Raw genomic sequence first — 20,393 nt, 5'->3', positions numbered from 1 at the left:
CTCTTTTTTTAAGTTGAGACTAGTATAAAGCATATCCAATAGGAAAGTGTGTCAATTTACGGAGGGGTTTTTTTGTTATTTTGTGGTTTCTAGACATAATCTGTCGTGAGGGATATATTGCAAACTTTCTATAACTTAGATGATGATCTTACTATATAAATACAAATTGAAAAATCAGCATAAAATCTCTCTTTTTAGGGTGAGAGCGCCCGGCCATGCATAGAAACGGTCAGGACCTATTTTAGCCTCATACCATATAAAAATAAAGTAAGAAAATGAGTAGGGATGTTCTTTTGTTTTCATAACCGTGACCTATATGTTGAAAAATCAAAATGAATTTACATATTTACAAATAGTGCGATAAGTTTTTCATGTGAAAATATTTAAGTTTATGTAATAAAAAAGAAAGGAGCTGAGCTCCTTTCTTTTTTATCGTCTACGACGATTACGTAAAAATGCTGGAATATCGATATCGTCTGAATCGGTATTACGTTCGTGTACAACAGGCTCTTCACGCTTCACTTCGCGTTTTACTTCACGTTGTTTTGGTGGTTGAGCTACTGGTTGTTGTTGCGCATGATTTGTAGTTGTTGCCGAACGTACAAATGGTTTTGGTGGCTGAACTGAAACACTATCATCAAAACCAGTTGCAATTACAGTAACAACAATTTCATCTTTCAAACTCTCATTAATTACAGAACCGAAAATCATATTTACTTCCGGATCTGAAGCTGAAGCAACGATATCTGCCGCTTCTTGTACTTCATATAAACTTAAGTTCGTGCCCCCAGTAATATTCATAAGAACACCTTGCGCACCATCGATAGATGTTTCTAATAACGGACTAGAAATTGCACGTTTTGCTGCTTCTGCTGCACGATTTTCACCAGTTCCAACACCAATACCCATTAACGCAGAACCTTTATTAGACATAATTGTTTTTACGTCTGCAAAGTCTAAATTAATGAGACCAGGTGTAGCAATTAAATCTGAAATACCTTGTACACCTTGTCGCAATACGTTATCCGCTTCACGGAACGCTTCAAGCATTGGTGTATTTTTATCAACGATTTCTAAAATACGATCATTCGGTATAACAATGATTGTATCTACATTATCTTTAAATGCTGTAATCCCAGATATAGCTTGTGTCGCACGCTTGCGACCTTCAAATGTAAATGGACGTGTTACAACGCCAACTGTTAACGCGCCTAATTCCTTTGCGATTTGCGCGATAACTGGAGCTGCTCCCGTACCAGTTCCACCGCCCATACCAGCTGTTACAAAGACCATATCTGCACCGCGAAGTGCTTCTTGGATTTGTTCTTTACTTTCTTCAGCGGCTTTTTTCCCTACTTCAGGGTTTGCGCCGGCACCAAGTCCACGCGTTAATTTTCCGCCAATTTGCATTTTTGTTTCAGCTTTTGATAAATTTAATGCTTGTGCATCAGTGTTTACAGCGATGAAATCCACACCTTGTACACCATGCTCAATCATACGGTTTACGGCATTATTTCCACCGCCGCCGACACCGATAACTTTTATGCTCGCTAATTGATCTTGAGTAGTATCAAACTCTAACATGTCGAAATCCCCCTAGAACCTCATTTTTCGTGTGCAATTTTAATCCCATAAATAGCGGAATACACGTTTTACTTTTGACATCATTCGCTCATTATCTTCATTATTTTTACTTTGCTTACGAGTTGTTTGTTTTGCAGGTTGTTGCTGTACCGGCATTGGTGCTGGTACTGGTTCAAAAAGTTCTTCCTTTTCCTGAACATTTTTTCCGCGCAATTTCGCTTTTTGATAAGAATGTTTAATTAATCCAACCCCAATTGTATACTGTGGTTCACGAACACCAATATAATCGGGAGTTGCTATACGAACATTTTCATGTAAAATATCATATGCAAGATCAAGAACACCTGGCATAGCAGCAATCCCACCAGTAAGTACGTAGCCAGACGCTACTTGTTTTACTCCTAGCTTTCGGACCTCTTCTTGAACAAACATCAAGATTTCCTCTACACGTGCCTCAATAATATCAGATAACTCTAATTGTGAATATTGTTCTGTTTGATCGTTTCCCATAATAGGAACCGTAAACACTTCTTCTTCAGATGCTGTATCATAAAAAGCATGTCCATATTTCAGCTTAATTTGATCTGCATTTTCAGTTGAAGTTTTAAATCCTATAGCAATATCCTTCGTTATATGATCTCCACCTAAAGGCAGTACACTTGTTGCTTGTAATTCTCCATCTTGAAAGATTGATAAAGTTGTAGATCCCCCGCCTATATCAACAAGAGCTACACCTCTATTTTTTTCATCAGAAGATAAAGCAACCGTCGCAGCAGCTAAAGGTTGCAGACAAATATCAACAATTTCAAGGCCCGCTTTTTCTACACAACGTAGTAAATTATGTAGTAACGTTCTTGAACCTGTAATTAATGTGCCTTCCATTTCTAATCTTACACCAATCATCCCGCGTGGATCGTTAATCTCATCAAGACCGTCTACAATGAACTGTCGAGGCACCACATCAATAAATTCACGCTCAGGAGCAATTGATACAACTTGTGCTGCATCCAGAACGCGTAAGACATCTTCATTTCCAATTTCACGATCTTCATTTGAAACAGCGACAACTCCATGACAAGGAAGAAGCTGTACCTGATTTGCATTCACACCTACAACAACTTGTTCAATGTGAATTCCCACCATACGCTCAGCTTGTTCAATTGCTTTTTTAATTGATCGAACAGTTTCGTCTATGTCAACTATGGAGCCCTTTTTCAAACCATTTGATTTTACATTTCCAACACCAATAATGTTTAAGCCGTCATTAACCATTTCACCAATGATGACTTTAACATTGGATGTACCGATGTCAAGACTAACATATATTTCATTGCTGTTCATTCTTTGGCACCTCCTTCTTTATTTATACCATACAAGTCAATATATGGAACAACAATCGCAGCTTTACTATTTATAAGAAAAATATTCAACGTCTTTATGCGTTTCCCTTTTTTAACCCGGTATTTTTCTTATTTTTATTTAACATTCACTTATTGATATCACCGTAATCTGTGAATGACTACTTTATCTTTGAAATAACTGTATTTCAAATGCAAAGATTACCGCCAAATATAAGTCTACACTAAGATGTACTCATAGAAAAGCTAAACTTGTACCAATCCTAGCATGAATCGAAGAAAATCTAGTTATTTTTCAACAAATTAATCATAATTGTAATAAATTTTACATATAGAAGAACACAATTGTCGTTATTGTATTTAAAAAGAAATAAATCTACTATTCTACTGCTTTTTTTCTTCGTTATCTAAATATTTGAAATACGCGCCAACTTCTAAATCAATTAGAGCTTTTCTACCTGATTCTATATTTTTTATAATAAGTGGATATACTTCCATACGCTTGGCAAAATCTTGTATAGTTGTACTCACTTCATAACCTTCATTCATATATAAAGTAAGATGATCTTCATTTGAATTCGTTGGAGCATAATGAATTTCAGAAATAGACCTGAGAGTAGTCGGAGTTAACTTTTCTAGCTCTTCAATTAACTCTTTCATTTTCTCTTCCTTAAATGGTTCAAAAATCGGAGCTGCGACAGGTAATTTTCCGTTCGGTAACACGTCAAGTGTTTTACCATTTTCTAGAAGTGGTTGTAACTTCCCACCTTTGTTTATATAACCTATCGTTACATACTCTTCAATGTGAATATCAATTTTGTTAGGAAAACGCTTTTTGACAATTACTTTCTTGATTTCATTTCGTTTTGTCAAATTTTCTTCAGCCTTATGTGCCGTCACTCGAAAATAACTCGTTTCATATGTAACTCCAGATTCCTTCATAACCTGTTCATCTGTCATATAATGATTTCCTAAAACACTTATCTTTTTTATATTACTAAGCGGAGATCGAAAATAAATTAAAAAAAGTACTAATAAAAATAAAATCGACACATATAAAATTAATCTCTGATTGACAGGTTTTTTCTTCTTCTTCTTTTGGTTCTTTAGTTTTGGTACACGATCTTGTAGTTTAATCACTTTACTATTTTTCATGTACGATCCCCCTATGTAACATAAAGAACGGCATGTTACGCATGCCGTTCTTATCTTCTTATTATACCATAAATGATAACGAGCGGAACAAATAACAGCTATCTTCCAATGATTTCTACTTCCGTATGCATATCTACACCAAATTTTTCTTTAATTGTTTTTTTGACAAATGCAATTAAATCCAGCACATCTTTTGCTGATGCAGATCCTGTATTAACAATAAAATTCCCATGCATTTCAGAAATTTTTGCACCGCCGATTTGATAACCACGTAGATCTGCCTTTTCAACTAGATTCCCAGCGAAATTGGGTAGTGGATTTCTAAATATACTCCCCGCACAGTGGTGATTCCACGGCTGAGTTTCACGACGATACTCCTTATTCTTTTGCATTATACCAACTATTTCTTCACGATTTCCTGCTTTCAGTTGCAATTCCGCTTCTACTACAATGCCCGGACGTTTTGTTTGCAAAACAGAAGTGCGATAAGAAAATTCCATCTCTTCTTTTGTTAGCCACTTCATTGTACCATCGTCAAACATAACACGCGCGCTCATCAAAATTTCTGACATATCTGATTTGTGTGCACCAGCATTCATATATACTGCTCCACCGACACTTCCTGGAATACCACTAGCAAACTCTAATCCAGCTAAACCTTGGCGACTAAGTAATGTTGACAACTTAATAAGAGGATATCCTCCTCCTACTCGTACAGTAGTTCCTTCTACTTCTAGGTGATCTAATCCTTCTCCTAAACGAATTACAACACCTTCAATTCCCTTATCAGATACGAGAAGATTAGAACCACGTCCAATCGCTGTCCACTTTGTGTTATGTTTCTTTACTAAATCTAAAGTCTTTTCCACACCAACAACACTACTTGGCAAAATTAGAATGTCAGCCGGCCCACCTATTTTCATAGTTGTATAACGAGCTAACGCTTCATTTTCTAGCACTTTACCAACTTTTGCTTCGACAAGTTCCTTTGCTAATCGTTTCATGATGATCTCCCCCATATGAAATCTCCGTATTACAGTAGTATGCAGGGCATTCACCTAACGTTATTTTGTACAAGTTGTTTCATCACTTCAAATAATTTATTTGCTGCATCAGGCATTCCTAATTGCGTAGCAGCTAGTTTCATATTTTGTAATGTTTGTGTATTTAATAGAATTTCATCAATATCATGAAGAAGAGTTTCAGCAGTTAAATCTTTTTCAAGAAGCATTTTTGCCGCCCCTTTATCGACAACTGATCTCGCGTTTTTCTCTTGATGATTATTTGTCACATAAGGACTTGGAATTAAAATACTTGGCTTTCCTAGCGCTGTCAATTCCGCTAATGTTGTAGCACCAGCACGTGAAACAACAAGATCCACACCAGTAAGTACCTCTGGCATATTATGAATAAATGGTTTAATAATTACATTATTCGGATTCCCTTTTTGTTTCACAGCCTCTATGACTTTATCATAATGCACTTCACCTGTTATATACAATACTTCATAGTTTTTATTACCAAATTGTTCAATTGCTGCCACAAATGCATCATTAATCGGCCTTGCCCCGCGGCTTCCACCAAAAATAAGCACAGACTTTTTAGGAAGAGATAATCCAACAGAGCGCTTCCCTATCATGCCGTTTTGGTTCATCACTTCTGATGCACGTGGATTTCCTGTCATGACAACTTTCGACTTTGGAAAATGTTCAGATGCCGCTTCAAAACAAACAGCTACCTTATCGACATATCGACTTAAAAATTTATTCGTTACACCAGGTACACTATTTTGTTCGTGTACAATTGTTGGAATTCCTAGTTTCGCTGCCGCATATACGACTGGACCACATACATAGCCACCTGTACCAATTACAACATCCGGATTGAAACGGCGAATATACCTTTTACTATCTTGTACACCTGTTAGAAAACGCATCACTGTTTTCACATTATCAAGAGATATTTTTCGTTTAAATCCACTAATGACAATTGATTGAAATGGTATTCCTGCCTTTGGAACAATTGTACTTTCTAATCCATTTTCTGTACCAATGTATAAAAATCTTGCTTCAGGATGTAATTTTTTTATTTCTCTAATTAAAGCAAGAGCTGGATATATATGTCCTCCTGTGCCACCACCACTAACTAATACTCGCACTACAAATTCCTCCGCTTCTCTATTCTACATTCCATTTTATGTATTCGTATATCTATAATCTGTTTTTCCGCTTTCTATATAAAGTTTGATTTCTCTACACATAGGTCGCTGCTGTGAAGAAGAGAAAGTGACTTGCACTTGTCTCTTCCCCCTTAAAAAGAAAGGGTTTAGATTTATATACATACGAAAAACCCTGTCTTATAAACAGGGTTTAATAGCGAGAATGACGACTTATATTCAATAATACGCCAACTGCCATTAACATTAAGGTCAGACTCGACCCACCATAACTTAAAAATGGCAAAGTAATTCCTGTAACAGGCATTAGTCCTGTTACAACACCAACATTAATCATTACTTGAATCGCAATCATCGCCACAATACCTACTGCTAAAAACGTACCATATAAATCAGGCGCTCCTAATGCTATACGAACTCCACGCCATAATAATAGACTAAATAATAATAACACAAACGATCCACCAATAAAACCTAATTCTTCGGATAAAATTGCAAAAATAAAGTCAGTCTGTGGCTCAGGTAAATAAAGAAATTTTTGTCTACTTTGCCCAAGTCCAAGCCCAAACAAACCACCAGGCCCGATTGCAAGTAACGATTGAATAATCTGAAATCCACTCCCAAGTGGATCTGACCATGGATCCAAATACGAAGTAATTCGTTTCATTCGATATGGTGCCGATGCAATTAATCCGACAAACCCCGCTATCCCTATTAGCCCTAACATCGAAAAATGAAAAACACGTGCTCCTGAAATAAAAATCATTACGATACATGTCCCAACCATTACTGTTCCTGTTCCAAGATCCGGTTGTAACATAATCATACCAAATGCAACAAATACAAAACCAAGTGCAGGAAGTAGTCCTCGTTTAAAAGAAGTAATTAACTTTTGCCTTTCTGCTAAAAATTTAGCCAAAAAAATAATCATCGCAAATTTCATAAATTCTGACGGTTGAATCGAAAATGCTCCAATTCCAATCCAGCTTCGTGCTCCCCCCCGAACAAGTCCAACTCCAGGAATCAGGACAAGGATAAGGAGAATAAAGCAAACCAGTAAAATCACCTTCGAATAAGTTCGCCATGTCCAATAGTCAATTCTCATAATAAAAAACATGGCAGCTACACCAATTCCCGCAAATAACAGCTGTCGTTTTGCAAAAAAGAATGAATCACCCATCTTATAAGAAGCCCAGACAGCACTTGCACTGTAGACCATTATCATTCCAATTGTTAACAACAAAAGTGTAACGATAATTAAAATAAAATCAGGTGTTTTCTTCATTGGCAATGAGCACCACCTCTTTTAAAGAAGCTTTTTTTAATCTATGTAACAAAACATCAGTAGGTGTTAACCTACTGATGCTTTGTCTACTTTATATAAGTTTATGCACAGCTTGTATAAAAATGTCTCCTCTTTCTTCAAATGTTTTAAATTGATCCCAGCTTGCACATGCTGGTGAAAGAAGAATAACATCTCCATCTGCAGAATGAGCATAAGCTCTTTCTACTGCCTCTTCTAAATTATCGACAGTTTCAATGATATCTAATCCTGCTTTTTCAGCTGCCTTTACTAATTTTGGTGCAGTTTGTCCATATGTCACAATCGCTTTTACATGTTCAAAATATGGAATTAAATCGTCAAATTCATTCCCACGATCAAGCCCACCTGCTAGCAAAATAACAGGCTGCGTAAATGCTGATAACGCCTTTTCCGTTGCTAACATATTTGTTGCTTTTGAATCATTATAAAACTTACGATTATTAATTGTTGTTACATATTCTAAACGATGTTTTACACCTGTAAAGCGTTTTAATACTAGAACAATTGCCTCATTTGCTACACCTAACAATTTAGCAATACTCATAGCAGCTAAAATGTTTTCTAAATTATGTTTACCTGGTAAAACGATGTCCTTAATTTCCACAACTTTCTCACCTTTAAAATAAAGAGCACCATCTTTAATACACGCACCATCTTCAATTACCTTAGTAGCTGAAAATAATACTTTTTGTCCTTTACTATTTGCTGATAAAGCCATTACATCTGTATCATCAGCATTCATTACACTATAGTCAGTCTCAGTTTGGCTTTTAAAAATATTCGCTTTCGCTAAACCATACTCTGCCTTTGTACCATGGTAATCTAAATGCGCTTCAAATAAATTTAAGAATACTGCAATTTTAGGCTGGAATGTTTCCACTCCCATTAACTGGAATGATGAAAGTTCTGTAACAACTACTTCATTTTCTTTCGCAAATTGTGCCACTTCACATGCTACTGTACCTATGTTTCCAGCAATAACAGGATGTTTTTGTCCTTCTTTCAACATCTCGAATGTTAACATTGTCGTTGTTGTTTTTCCATTTGATCCAGTAATTCCAACAAACGGCGCCTCTGAAACACGATACGCAAGCTCTATTTCTGTCACAATCGGAATTTGTTTTTCTTTCGCAGCAACTAGTAATGGGTTAGAGTATGGAATCCCTGGATTTTTTACAACAAGTGAAATATTTCTTTCTAACAACTCTAGTGGATGACCGCCGCATACAACGTCCATTCCTTTTGCTTGCAATTCTGCAGCTAATACATTATCAGCAAATGGTTTCCCGTCATTTACAATCACATTTGCACCTAAGCTTTTTAATAAAGTTGCTGCTGCATAACCACTTTTTGCAATACCCAATACAAGAATATTTTTATTTTGATAGTCAATTACAGTTTTCAATTACATCCACACCCCGATATAGATTCCTAATACTGCCAATAAAAATCCTACAGACCAGAATGTTACAACAACACGCCATTCTGACCAGCCGCATAATTCGTAATGATGATGCAGTGGACTCATTTTAAAGACACGTTTTCCTGTTGTTTTAAATGAAATAACTTGAATGATAACAGATAATGTTTCCATTACAAATACGCCGCCAATTACAACAAGTAATAGTTCTTGTTTTAATAAAATAGCTACTGCGGCTATTGCGCCACCTAAAGCGAGCGATCCTGTATCCCCCATAAACACCTTAGCTGGATTTGCATTAAATACTAAAAATCCAAGTACTGCTCCTACGACTGCCATACAGAAAATAGCTACTGCATATTGACCTTGCGCAACTGCAATAATACCAAATGCTCCAAATGCGATTGCAGCTGTTCCTGATAATAATCCATCTAGACCATCTGTTAAATTGACTGCATTAGATCCACCAATAAGCATAAATAGCACAAGGATAAAATATGCCCAGTGTAAATCAAATTTAATTTCAGTTCCTGGGATCATTAAATGCGTATCAAATCCCTGTCCTTTTGCTATTACAAAGAATGCAATTGCAATAACTAACTGACCGATTAATTTTTGTTTTGATGTTAAACCAAGATTTCTTTTTTTAACAACTTTTATATAGTCATCTAAAAAGCCAATCAATCCATAACCAAATGTAACTAATAATAATAATGATACTTCCGTACCTAAATGTTTAAATTTAATTGCCATGATAAGTGTTGTCACCATCATAGACACATAAATCACAATACCACCCATCGTTGGTGTTCCTGATTTCTTTTGATGTGATTTCGGTCCTTCATCACGAATACTCTGCCCAAACTTTAACTTACGTAAAAATGGGATAAACAATGGCGAAAGGGCAACTGAAATTAAGAAAGCTACCCCAGCCGTTACTAATAAACCTTGTTCAAGCACATGTAGTCCTCCTCTCATGTTGTCACTCTTTGTTGTTTAGACGTTCATTGATTGCTTCTTTTGCAATTTCACGATCATCAAAATGATGTACGTCTTTTCCAATAATTTGATACGTTTCATGCCCTTTTCCAGCAATAATAATAATATCTTCTGCTTTCGCTTCTGAAACCGCATGGAAGATTGCTTCTTTTCGATCAATGATTACTTCATAATTATTTCCTTTTGCACCTGTTAACATATCATCTAAAATTGATTTTGGATCTTCACTTCTTGGATTGTCTGAAGTCAAAATTGCATGCGTTGCATATTCTGTAGCAACGCCAGCCATAATTGGCCTTTTCGTCCGATCACGATCACCGCCGCAACCAACAATGCAATAAACGTTTCCTTTCGCAAATTGTTTTGCTGTTGTTAACACATTTTCTAAACTGTCTGGAGTATGCGCATAATCGACAATAACTGTATAATCTTGTCCTCCATCCACAACTTCAAAACGACCTGGAACTCCAGTAAGTTTCTTAACAACCTCAACAATCGTTTGTAAGGATACACCTGAAACAAGAGTAGCCGCTATCGCCGCTAAAACATTGTATACGTTAAACTTTCCAATTAACTTCATCGTAATATCTATACTTTCACTTGGCGTAACAAGGGTAAATGTTGTTCCACCACTCGTCATCACAATATCTTTCGCCATAATATCACTATGTGTATCAATTCCATACGTAATAACCGTAGCTGCTGTACTTCTCATATACTCTTCCGCTACTGGATCATCACTATTTAACACAGCGTACTTTTCACGATTATTATGGTAACTATTGCCTAGTTGAGCGAACAACAAACCTTTTGCATGCTTATATTCTTCCATCGTTTTATGATAATCTAAATGATCTTGTGTTAAATTTGTAAATACGGCCACATCATAATCACAACCGTGTACACGACCAAGGCTTAACGCATGTGAAGAAACTTCCATTACAGCGCTATTTACATTTTTCTCAACCATACGGTGAAACGTTTGCTGAAGTGTCAGTGCATCTGGCGTTGTATTTTTCACCTCGAATGTTTCATCACCGATTTTCATATTAATTGTTCCGATTAGCCCTGTTTTATGACCATGCGCTCGCATAATTTCATCCATAATATGCGATGTTGTTGTCTTTCCATTTGTACCTGTAATTCCAATCAAGTGTAACTTATGCGTTGGCTGTTCGTAAAAATAATCAGCTAAAACCGCTAAAGAACGATAGGTATTTTTCACAAGTACAACTGGAACGTCAACATCAATCGGTCTTTCCGCAACAATAGCAGCCGCACCTTGCGCGGCTGCTTGCTTAGCAAAATCATGGCTATCAACCGTATACCCCTTCATACATACAAATAAGCTTCCATTTGTCACTTTACGCGAATCCGCTTCAATGGATGTAATTTCTGGATTTTCTTTTGGAACAACTGGAAAATCATGCAAACATGATACAAGTGTGTGCAACTTCATTTCACTAAACCCTCTCTACATTGTTTATTTATCTCTTACTTAATAAGCAGTTCTCGCCATCCTTCATTCGCTAAAAATTGAGGAAGGAAGCATTTGCTAAGAGTCCGAGAAATCAGACTCGTTTATCAGTGCAGCATATAATAGCTAAGCTGACAAAGTGTTTACTTTATTACTTATGTCTAAGAGCAATATAATCTGTTTTCATAGAAATAAATTTCTATGAAAACAGATATTTATATTAACTCAACTTCCACCAATTGTATCATAAAACACAATCTCTGACCTTTAATTCCCAAAGTAAATTCGAATTTTCGAACCTTCTTTTACTTTCGCACCAGCTTCTGGTGATTGTTTAATTACTTTGTCTCCCTCACCACTTATATCAAGCTGTAAGTCTACAAGTTGCGTTTGTAAATCTTTCTTCTTCATCCCGATTAAATCCGGAACTTCTATTGTAGGGGTATCGCCCCATTTATATTCCTTCTCAACTTGCTCCTTACGTGGCTCTACTCCCATAACAGGAAGCACATCACGAAGAATATTCCCCACAATCGGCGCAGCAACTACACCACCAAATTGAGTAACCCCCTTTGGATTATCAACCGCAACATACACAACGATTTGCGGATCATCTGCTGGAGCAAATCCTATAAAAGATACAATATAGTTATTATCTAAGTATTTTCCGTCTTTTACTTTTTGGGCAGTTCCTGTTTTCCCGCCAACACGATAACCATCAATATATGCACCTTTACCAGAACCTTTCGCTACAACATTTTCTAACGCATAACGAACTTTTTCCGATGTTTCCTTGGAAATAACTTTTCTTTTCTCAACCGGTGTTTTCTTTCTGACAACTTGATTATTCGATGGATCAACAAATTCTTTCGCAATATATGGTTGGTATAATGTCCCGCCATTTACAGCTGCTGCTACTGCAGCAACTTGTTGAATTGGTGTGACAGAAACTCCTTGCCCGAAGGAAGTCGTCGCTTGTTCAACCGGTCCAACCTTATCTAAATTAAATAAAATTCCTTTTCCTTCTCCTTGTAAGTCAATCCCTGTCTTCTGTCCAAAACCAAAATCACGAATGTATTGGAACAACTTTTCTTTTCCCAGGCGATCCCCAAGCTCAATAAAACCTGGGTTACAAGAATTTTGAACAACTTCTAAAAACGATTGGCTACCATGCCCGCCAGCTTTCCAACAACGTAGTCTAGCTCCACCAACTTCAGCTGCTCCATCATCATAAAACGTATCTTTCTCCAAGTCTACTAATTTTTCATTCAAAGCAGCTGCCAATGTAATGATTTTAAAAGTTGATCCCGGCTCATATGTACTCCAAACGGGCAAATTCCGATTAAATACTTCTGGTGAAACGCTCTGAAAATCTGCTGGATCAAAACTTGGGCGACTTGACATACCTAAAATCTCACCATTTTTCGGGTTCATCGCAATTGCTATCATACCATCTGGATTATAAGTAGAATCTGCGATATTCATTTCTCTTTCTATAATTGTATTGATTCGAGAATCGATTGTTAATTTTAAATCTAAGCCAGCCTCTGGTTTTTTGAAATCATCTCCAACATTCGGCATTCTTTGTCCTTTTGCATCCGCAAAAAATCGCACATGACCTTTATCACCATTTAATTCTTTATCATAATATGCTTCTAATCCCATTAGCCCTTGGTTATCAATTCCCGCAAATCCTAGTACATGAGATAAATATTTTCCAAACGGATAATACCGAATGGAATCTTCAGCAATATAAACACCTTTTAAACTTAAAGTACGTACTTCCTTTGCTTTATCATGAGAAATTTTCCTTCCACCTTTATCCAATCTCACAATAGACTCTTTTCTTGTAATCCGTTTATAGATTTCCTCTTTTTGCACACCTAAAACTGCAGCTAACTTCTCTGCAGTCTCTGCTGGTTTTTCAATTTGTCTTGGTACAACAAAGACTGTTGGGGCACTTTTATTTGTTGCAAGCTCCACATCATTTCGATCTAAAATTTTCCCTCGTTCAGGTTCAAAAGTAATATTACGACTCCACGAATCTTTCGCACGATCTGTTAACATATTCCCGAGAAAAAACTGTACATATCCAAGACGAATATCAATAATTGTAAAAATGAGTATACCCGATATAAGTATAAAAATGAGTCTTTTTCTAACAGTTACATTTGATACACGCATATTGGAACAAACCTCCTTTACGCCTAGCTTGTTCCAATATATGCTTGTACCTGTTCGAATAGAACCTCTCGCATTTCTTGCACCTAAAACATTATGGTTTTTCTGCCTCTTGTTGTGGTTCAAGCGGTGGTACCAGTGTTACAGCTAATTCCGTACCTGCTTGTAACGGCGTTCCTTCCACCACACTTTGTTCTGTCACATATCCTGTACCAGATGGTTTCAAATTAAGATTTAACGTTTTCGCTAAATTCATTACATCACGAAGTGCCCATCCTTGTACATTCGGCATCAACGGCTTATCTCCTACTAAGAAGACTCGATCGCCCTTCAATGTTTTTTCAGTTGCTTTTGGTACCTGTTGTTTTACTTTTCCTTCACCTAGTATAATCGGTCGGAATTTGGCTTTTTCTAACACTGCTTTTGCCTCTTCCATTGTTTTCCCAGTTACATCTGGAACAACCGTCTGCTGTTCTTTCACATATTTCTTTGCATCTTTTACTTCATTCGGTTTAATTTTCAAATACTCTAAGCTATTTTTCGTTACAGATTTAAACATTTCTGCAAGAGGTTGTGCTCCGTATTCATTATCTTTTAATTTCGGTTGCTTTATTGCAAAGTAAACAATTAACTGTGGGTCGTCCATTGGTGCCATACCAAGGAATGAGAAAATATAATTTTCTCTTCCAGTCATATATCCACCTTTTCCATCCGGAATTTGTGCTGTTCCTGTTTTACCACCAACAGAGTATCCATCGATTTTATACGCATTCCCTGTCCCTTTTGGTGATGTAACAACACGTTCTAATAATTGCCTTACTTGTGCTGCTGTTTCCTTTGTAACTGGTTGTCCTACTTCTTCTGGTTTATGCTGTAAGTCCACTTTATTTGTTATTGGGTCTACAATTCGATCAATTGCATAAGGTTTCATCATTTTTCCATCATTTGCAATTGCAGTCGCAGCTTGTACAAGCTGTATCGGCGTTACAGTAGACCCTTGCCCAAAGGCCGTTGTTACCTGTTGAATTTGCTGATCAAATATAATTGTATTTTCTCCTTCACCAGGTAAATCAATATGCGTTTTTTCATCCAATCCAAATTTGTGAATATATTGACGGAAACGATCTGGACCAAGTTTTTGATCCCCTAAAATAGCAAATGCAACGTTAGAGGAACGCTCAACACCTTCATCGAATGTAATAGATCCCCAACCTGCACCACCGTTATGATCTTTTATTTTACGATTCCCAACTGGATATGTACCTGATTGGTAATATTCTTGACCGTTATATACACCTTCATTAATCGCCGCAGCTAATGTGAAAATTTTCATAGTAGATCCCGGCTCATATGCATTTGCGATTGGATCATTTAAATAGTATTCAATATTACGCTTATTCGGATCATAACTAGGCCGACTAGACATCCCAAGTATTTTTCCAGTTTTCGGATCCGCAACCACTCCAATTAGCATAGAAGGTTCATAATGCTGCTCAGCCGCTTTCATGGCATCCTCTAAAAAGCCTTGAATACGTTGATCAATTGTTAAATACACATTTTCCCCATTTTTCGGCGGCTTTACATTTTGTTTTCCTCCATCAAGGGAAACCCCATTACGATCTCCTGTATATGCTACACTCCCGTTCGAAGCACGCAAGTACTTATCTAAGCTCTTTTCTAATCCGAATTTCCCCTCTGCAATTCCTTTATCATCAGGTTTTGCAAAACCTAACACATAAGATGCAAAATCTCCATTTGGATACACTCTAGCTTTTTCTGTAACAAATGAAATACCTTGTATATTAAGACTTTCTATTTGTTCTTTCTTCTCTTTCGTCAAGTTCTTTCCTAGCGTTCCGAACTCCACCTGACTCTTATCTTTGTTTAAAGCGGCTAAAATTTCTTCTTCACCTGACCCAAGTACACCTGCAATTTTTTTTGCAGCATCCTCTTTATCTTTTACAGGTTTTTCACCTTTCAGCTGCGCAACAATCTTGTATGAGTTCGCATCTTGCGCTAACACATGTCCATTTTGATCATAAATCGTTCCACGATTCGCTTCAAGTACACCATTTTTATTATGCTTTTCTTGTGCAAGTTTCTTTAAATCCTGACCATGTACTGTTCCTGTTGCTTGAATATAAAAGAATCGGGCTAACAACACCAAAAAGAGCAGGAGGAAAAATATCATAAAGTAACCTGCTCCTTTATTGGTATGAATTTTGTTCATATTCGTCTTCATTTTTCTTCACACCTACTATATTAATGTAAACCTTTCACATTATTCGCATTAATTTCTAGCCCGTGTTTTTTTGCAATCTCTGCGATACGCTCATAGCGACTTAATTTTTCTACTTCAGCTTGTAATTCTTGATTTTCTTTTTGTTTTTTCACAATTGTACTCTCTATTTTTGCTGCTTCCGCATCAACTTGGTACAGTCCCGCTTTATTTCCAATAAAAGCAACGCAAGCATATAATAAAAAGCCAACAAAAGCCACATATAGTAATTTCTCAATTCTTGTAATTTTTGTTTTCACCTTTGGTTGTACTTTTTGCTGCGGAGCTTGAGATTGTACTTGTACTTGTTCTTGTACTTGTTGTTGTTTATACTTTACAGCTAAATTTGTCATACCTCTCTCTCCTTTTTATCGTTTTTCAGCGATCCTTAACTTCGCAGAACGCGCTCGATTATTCTCTTCTAACTCTTCATCAGAAGGTAAGATTGGTTTTCTTGTGACAAGCTTTAGTTTTGGCTTAAACTCATCAGGAATAATTGGTAAGCCTGGCGGAAGCTGTGGCGTTGTACTATTTCGTTTAAATGTTGTTTTACAAATACGATCTTCTAATGAGTGGAACGTAATAACACTTATTCTTCCACCCGGCTTGACCATTTCAATTGCAGATTCCAACGCTTCCTCAAATACTTTCAATTCATCATTTACAGCAATACGAATCGCTTGAAATACTCGTTTTGCAGGGTGTCCCCCCGTTCTACGAGCTGGAGCAGGAATTCCTTCTTTAATTAACTCCACTAACTCTGCTGTCGTTTCAATCGCCTTATTCTCGCGATACGCTTCAATTTTCCTTGCAATCTGCTTTGAAAATTTTTCTTCACCATATTGGAAAAAGATTCTTACGAGTTGTTCATATGACCAGTTGTTCACAACATCATATGCTGTTAATGAGGCATCTTGATCCATCCTCATATCTAAGGGTGCATCATGATGATAACTAAAGCCACGTTCTGGTGTATCTAATTGTGGGGATGAAACACCTAAATCAAATAAAATTCCATCTACTTCTGTTATTCCTAGTTCATGAAGTTTTTCTGACAAATAGCGAAAATTACTCTTCACTGTTATAAATTGATTACCATAAGAAGAAAATTTTTCTTTCGCATTTTGAATCGCAACTTCATCTTGGTCAAATGCAATTAATTTTCCCCCTTCCGTTAGTTGGGATAATAAATAGGAACTATGTCCTCCACCACCTAGCGTACAATCTACATATGTACCACCTGGCTTTATATCCAAACCATCTACTGTTTCTTTTAAAAGAACTGTTACGTGTTTAAACATTGTTGCACCTACTTTTTGCAAAATAATTACGTTGAATGTATCACTTGTTCCCTTTTAATACCATACACAATATGTTGGGAAATTAACGCTATGAAAACATGTCACATCCAACTTGGCGTTAGTGGAAATCTAATGTCCACTAATCGCAGTTTCACTTTATTATATACTAAATTTTATCATCTTTTGCGGGAAATTAAATAAAAACATGTCGAAAAACACAATAATGCGTTTACATTTTGTTCTATTTTGTCATATACATGCGTTTTGTTCTCCATATCACACTCTTGTTCATATAGTTTGATAATTCAGTTTTTCGCTTTACATTTAATTCCACAAATCAAAAATAAAATCCTGCTCCTAAGAGCAAGATTTTATAGTTTTATAATATGATGTTTCCCGTCCCAAGAGTACGATTGTTTCGTTACCCGTTCAACAAAATCTAATCCAAACTGATTTAAATAATAACATATATTCCATACACGCTCCTGCGGTGCACCTAACGGACGGAGAGCGTATTGTACACGCCTGAATTTATTCAGCTCTACTTCATTTTTTTTCTCAACATTCCGCTTTAACATTCTTTCTAACAATTCAATTTGCTCTTTAATTTTTCGCTCATTTTTCTCAGCAAATTTCTGCATTCCTGGGTCTATTTTTGTTACAAACTGTTGTAAAGAAGTATGAATATCGATCATTTTCTCTGTCGCTTCTATAAATCGTTCACCAATCGGCTCTTCTATTTGATTAGAAAGCCACTCTTCACGTAACATATCTATACTCTTCACAAACAGATCACTCTCTTGTAATTGCAAATCGTGTAAATCTGTTGAAATATCACGTTCCACATAACTAATTGTGAGCCTTGGAATAACCGGAGGTACCTGAAATCCGAACACATGAAATACTCGTTGCAATTCACTCCAGTAAGCAATTTCACCAGGCCCTCCAATAAATGCTAATGTCGGAAATATATATTCTTGCATAAGTGGTCTCGTTACAACATTATTACTAAATCGTTCCGGACTTCTTTCCATTTCCGCTATCAATTCTTCATACGAAAATGAATAAGCACCATCTTTCCCAACAAATTGCCCATTCTCTTCTTCTAACAACACACGCTCTTCATCAATTTGCATAAATATGTGTACCGCATTTGATTTTGTTTCAATAATCGGTTTATATCCTTGTTCTCTTATTAATTGCTGTTGTTTATGAAGACTCATTTGCACTTCTTGATATCGACTTAATATTTGTTTAAAAAAAGAGACTTCCAATTTTCTTAACGCTGGATGATGTGAATCAACAAGAATCAAGCCTGAATCTACAAATAATTTCATAATAAGATGCGCAAAGAAATCCACATAAGTACGCGAATTCTGCAAGGCATCTTCAACAAACTGTAATACGTCCTTTGTAAAATTCGTTTCTGGATATGTTTTAAAAATTTCTTCAATCCACTTTCTACAATCTTCTTTTGAAAGCTCAGACTCAGATGCACTCGCTTTTTTTAGAAGACGATCATGAAAAATCGTCTTTTTTATTTTTTTATTTTTCGTTACAAACACATGATTAATTTCATCGATATCATGATCTTCACCAGCAATCCAAAAAACAGGAACGACACGTACTCCTAAACTCGCCTCTTTTTCTTTTGCAAGCTGTAAAATCGAAATAATTTTATGCACTGTATAAAGAGGGCCTGTTAATAGTCCCGCTTGCTGTCCTCCAACAACAACATATGTATTTTCATCCGCTAGCGCCTTTATATTCTGAAGAGTATGCTCTCCAGCATGTAAATTAGTATTATACTCTAATAAATGTGCCACTAAATCTTGACGGAAAAATTTCTTATTACGCAAATCATGCAGACGTTGCCCGAATCCTTCTTCTGTCAACGGATAATCAAAGTATGCCTGCGCTTCTTTCTTACCCTTCATATAGTCCGCCACAACACCTTGTAGTGGAACAGAGATCTCTTTTATCTCCATATAATTCTTCCTTTCCTATCCTGTTCTCTCACCAATCCAAATTGTAGTCAATGTTTCATGTAAAAGCAAAGAATATCTCTTATACTTCTAATCCCTTTATGGAATTGTATACAAATTGCAGTACTGGAACTTGTTTTTGCTGTTTCCGTGCTTCCTCCATCACATAACCAATAATAGCGTCAATTTCCGTTTCCTGGCCCGCTCTTATATCAGCTAACATAGATGATGTATTACTGGCTGTGGTTTCACATACACGACAAACCAATAGCCACAAATCTTCTTTTCTTTCCTCCCCTACAAGAAACACGACCTCCTGAAATATTTGCTCCATGACTCTATAAAAATAAGGGTTCGACAGCAACACTCCGTTTTGTATACCAAATAAAGCTGTTAGCGGATTAATGCATACATTTATTACAAGTTTATAATACATCGTCTGTTTCCAATCTTCTTCGACTTGCACCGAAAAATATTTTGGAGAAAAACAATCTAATAGTGAATCAAATTGAGACAACTCTCCATTTACCACCCCAAATTTTGTAACCCCTACTCCTGTATGATTCACTGTATATTTATTTTCTTTTTTTGCTCCATGCTCTACAATTCCCACTGCTATATTTTCACATTTTATTTCTTGCAAGATATGCAAATGAGACATCCCATTTTGCAAAAAGATAATCCGTCTTTGTTCTTTTATAAAAGGAAGAATATTCACTAGATGATATTGTTTTACAGCAACGAACAGATAGTCCATTTGTTCATCTACAATATTCTCTAAGGGCATAGCATTTATAAATACCTTTTCCATTTCTCCCTTACGAATACACTTTATTCCCTCCTGAACTAACTTTTCAGCTTGTTCTACCGTTCTTGTAAATAATGTAACATCCTGTTTGTTCTTTTTTAAATAAAATGCAAAAAGCAGACCAATCGCTCCCGGACCAACAATCCCAATTTTCATCTCTATCCTTCAGAAGCTCCTAACCGGTACCAAAATAAATTATATCCTACCATCAACTAGAAGCCTTCTGATTCCCCCCTCTCTATACTTGTCCTAACATTGATTATATCTTAATTTATATTTCAACAATCGAAAGTACATTTTATAAATATGTATAAATCCCCTTCCTATGACTAGTGTAGCAAACACTT

The 20,393-nt window shown here is 36.3% G+C and carries 15 protein-coding genes and 1 pseudogene; all 16 read right to left on the bottom strand.

Annotated elements, in window-relative coordinates; genetic code table 11:
• Window positions 1–429: 429 nt before the first annotated feature.
• The 16 genes and pseudogenes from ftsZ to CN288_RS03875 all read right to left on the bottom strand — a co-directional run bounded on the left by ftsZ (window position 430) and on the right by CN288_RS03875 (window position 20,208).
• The gene (gene ftsZ / locus CN288_RS03945) at window positions 430–1,584 is read right to left on the bottom strand and encodes a cell division protein FtsZ (RefSeq protein WP_026590251.1); all 1,155 of its coding nucleotides are present in this window, start codon (window positions 1,582–1,584) and stop codon (window positions 430–432) included.
• 39 nt (window positions 1,585–1,623) lie between these two features.
• Window positions 1,624–2,925: a cell division protein FtsA gene (gene ftsA / locus CN288_RS03940; RefSeq protein ID WP_026590250.1), complete on the bottom strand. Its 1,302-nt coding sequence runs from the start codon at window positions 2,923–2,925 to the stop codon at window positions 1,624–1,626.
• Between the two features lie 183 nt (window positions 2,926–3,108).
• Window positions 3,109–3,204: pseudogene (locus CN288_RS29395) on the bottom strand (small basic protein); the annotation flags it as partial.
• A gap of 122 nt (window positions 3,205–3,326) precedes the next feature.
• Entirely contained in the window at window positions 3,327–4,097 is a 771-nt protein-coding gene (locus CN288_RS03935) for a cell division protein FtsQ/DivIB (RefSeq protein ID WP_026590249.1), read from the bottom strand.
• 98 nt (window positions 4,098–4,195) lie between these two features.
• Complete coding sequence (gene murB, locus CN288_RS03930; RefSeq protein ID WP_026590248.1) at window positions 4,196–5,101, bottom strand: UDP-N-acetylmuramate dehydrogenase; 906 nt, start codon at window positions 5,099–5,101, stop codon at window positions 4,196–4,198.
• A 50-nt stretch (window positions 5,102–5,151) separates the two neighbouring features.
• A complete protein-coding gene (murG, locus tag CN288_RS03925) occupies window positions 5,152–6,255 on the bottom strand; it encodes an undecaprenyldiphospho-muramoylpentapeptide beta-N-acetylglucosaminyltransferase (RefSeq protein ID WP_026590247.1) in 1,104 nt (367 codons plus the stop codon).
• Between the two features lie 211 nt (window positions 6,256–6,466).
• Complete coding sequence (gene spoVE, locus CN288_RS03920) at window positions 6,467–7,558, bottom strand: stage V sporulation protein E (protein WP_026590246.1); 1,092 nt, start codon at window positions 7,556–7,558, stop codon at window positions 6,467–6,469.
• 91 nt (window positions 7,559–7,649) lie between these two features.
• Window positions 7,650–9,002 carry a UDP-N-acetylmuramoyl-L-alanine--D-glutamate ligase gene (murD, locus tag CN288_RS03915; RefSeq protein WP_090687164.1) on the bottom strand — a complete coding sequence of 451 codons (1,353 nt, stop codon included), beginning with the start codon at window positions 9,000–9,002 and terminating at the stop codon, window positions 7,650–7,652.
• Entirely contained in the window at window positions 9,003–9,977 is a 975-nt protein-coding gene (gene mraY / locus CN288_RS03910; protein ID WP_026590244.1) for a phospho-N-acetylmuramoyl-pentapeptide-transferase, read from the bottom strand. It lies immediately after the preceding gene.
• A gap of 22 nt (window positions 9,978–9,999) precedes the next feature.
• Entirely contained in the window at window positions 10,000–11,475 is a 1,476-nt protein-coding gene (locus CN288_RS03905; RefSeq protein ID WP_026590243.1) for a UDP-N-acetylmuramoyl-L-alanyl-D-glutamate--2,6-diaminopimelate ligase, read from the bottom strand.
• A 285-nt stretch (window positions 11,476–11,760) separates the two neighbouring features.
• Complete coding sequence (locus tag CN288_RS03900) at window positions 11,761–13,677, bottom strand: stage V sporulation protein D (protein WP_026590242.1); 1,917 nt, start codon at window positions 13,675–13,677, stop codon at window positions 11,761–11,763.
• 91 nt (window positions 13,678–13,768) lie between these two features.
• On the bottom strand, window positions 13,769–15,916 hold the full coding sequence (locus tag CN288_RS03895) for a penicillin-binding protein (RefSeq protein WP_098301820.1): 2,148 nt from the start codon (window positions 15,914–15,916) through the stop codon (window positions 13,769–13,771).
• A 20-nt stretch (window positions 15,917–15,936) separates the two neighbouring features.
• On the bottom strand, window positions 15,937–16,305 hold the full coding sequence (gene ftsL, locus CN288_RS03890; protein WP_026590240.1) for a cell division protein FtsL: 369 nt from the start codon (window positions 16,303–16,305) through the stop codon (window positions 15,937–15,939).
• A gap of 15 nt (window positions 16,306–16,320) precedes the next feature.
• On the bottom strand, window positions 16,321–17,253 hold the full coding sequence (rsmH, locus tag CN288_RS03885) for a 16S rRNA (cytosine(1402)-N(4))-methyltransferase RsmH (protein ID WP_026590239.1): 933 nt from the start codon (window positions 17,251–17,253) through the stop codon (window positions 16,321–16,323).
• A 371-nt stretch (window positions 17,254–17,624) separates the two neighbouring features.
• A complete protein-coding gene (gene bshC, locus CN288_RS03880) occupies window positions 17,625–19,241 on the bottom strand; it encodes a bacillithiol biosynthesis cysteine-adding enzyme BshC (protein WP_026590238.1) in 1,617 nt (538 codons plus the stop codon).
• A 79-nt stretch (window positions 19,242–19,320) separates the two neighbouring features.
• Window positions 19,321–20,208, bottom strand: a complete 888-nt coding sequence (locus tag CN288_RS03875; RefSeq protein ID WP_141527921.1) for a 2-dehydropantoate 2-reductase — start codon at window positions 20,206–20,208, stop codon at window positions 19,321–19,323.
• Between the last annotated feature and the right edge of the window lie 185 nt (window positions 20,209–20,393).

The organism is Bacillus sp. AFS023182 (assembly GCF_002560575.1).
Taxonomy (GTDB): domain Bacteria; phylum Bacillota; class Bacilli; order Bacillales; family Bacillaceae_G; genus Bacillus_A; species Bacillus_A arachidis.
This window is presented reverse-complemented; position numbering and strand designations above follow the sequence as displayed.

Excerpts from the sequence above, each read along its gene's own strand:
- bshC (WP_026590238.1), bottom strand. The coding sequence starts at position 19,241 with ATGGAGATAAAAGAGATCTCTGTTCCACTACAAGGTGTTGTGGCGGAC.
- CN288_RS03905 (WP_026590243.1), bottom strand. The coding sequence starts at position 11,475 with ATGAAGTTGCACACACTTGTATCATGTTTGCATGATTTTCCAGTTGTT.
- spoVE (WP_026590246.1), bottom strand. The coding sequence starts at position 7,558 with ATGAAGAAAACACCTGATTTTATTTTAATTATCGTTACACTTTTGTTG.
- CN288_RS03895 (WP_098301820.1), bottom strand. The coding sequence starts at position 15,916 with ATGAAGACGAATATGAACAAAATTCATACCAATAAAGGAGCAGGTTAC.
- CN288_RS03900 (WP_026590242.1), bottom strand. The coding sequence starts at position 13,677 with ATGCGTGTATCAAATGTAACTGTTAGAAAAAGACTCATTTTTATACTT.
- CN288_RS03935 (WP_026590249.1), bottom strand. The coding sequence starts at position 4,097 with ATGAAAAATAGTAAAGTGATTAAACTACAAGATCGTGTACCAAAACTA.
- ftsL (WP_026590240.1), bottom strand. The coding sequence starts at position 16,305 with ATGACAAATTTAGCTGTAAAGTATAAACAACAACAAGTACAAGAACAA.
- ftsZ (WP_026590251.1), bottom strand. The coding sequence starts at position 1,584 with ATGTTAGAGTTTGATACTACTCAAGATCAATTAGCGAGCATAAAAGTT.
- murB (WP_026590248.1), bottom strand. The coding sequence starts at position 5,101 with ATGAAACGATTAGCAAAGGAACTTGTCGAAGCAAAAGTTGGTAAAGTG.
- rsmH (WP_026590239.1), bottom strand. The coding sequence starts at position 17,253 with ATGTTTAAACACGTAACAGTTCTTTTAAAAGAAACAGTAGATGGTTTG.
- ftsA (WP_026590250.1), bottom strand. The coding sequence starts at position 2,925 with ATGAACAGCAATGAAATATATGTTAGTCTTGACATCGGTACATCCAAT.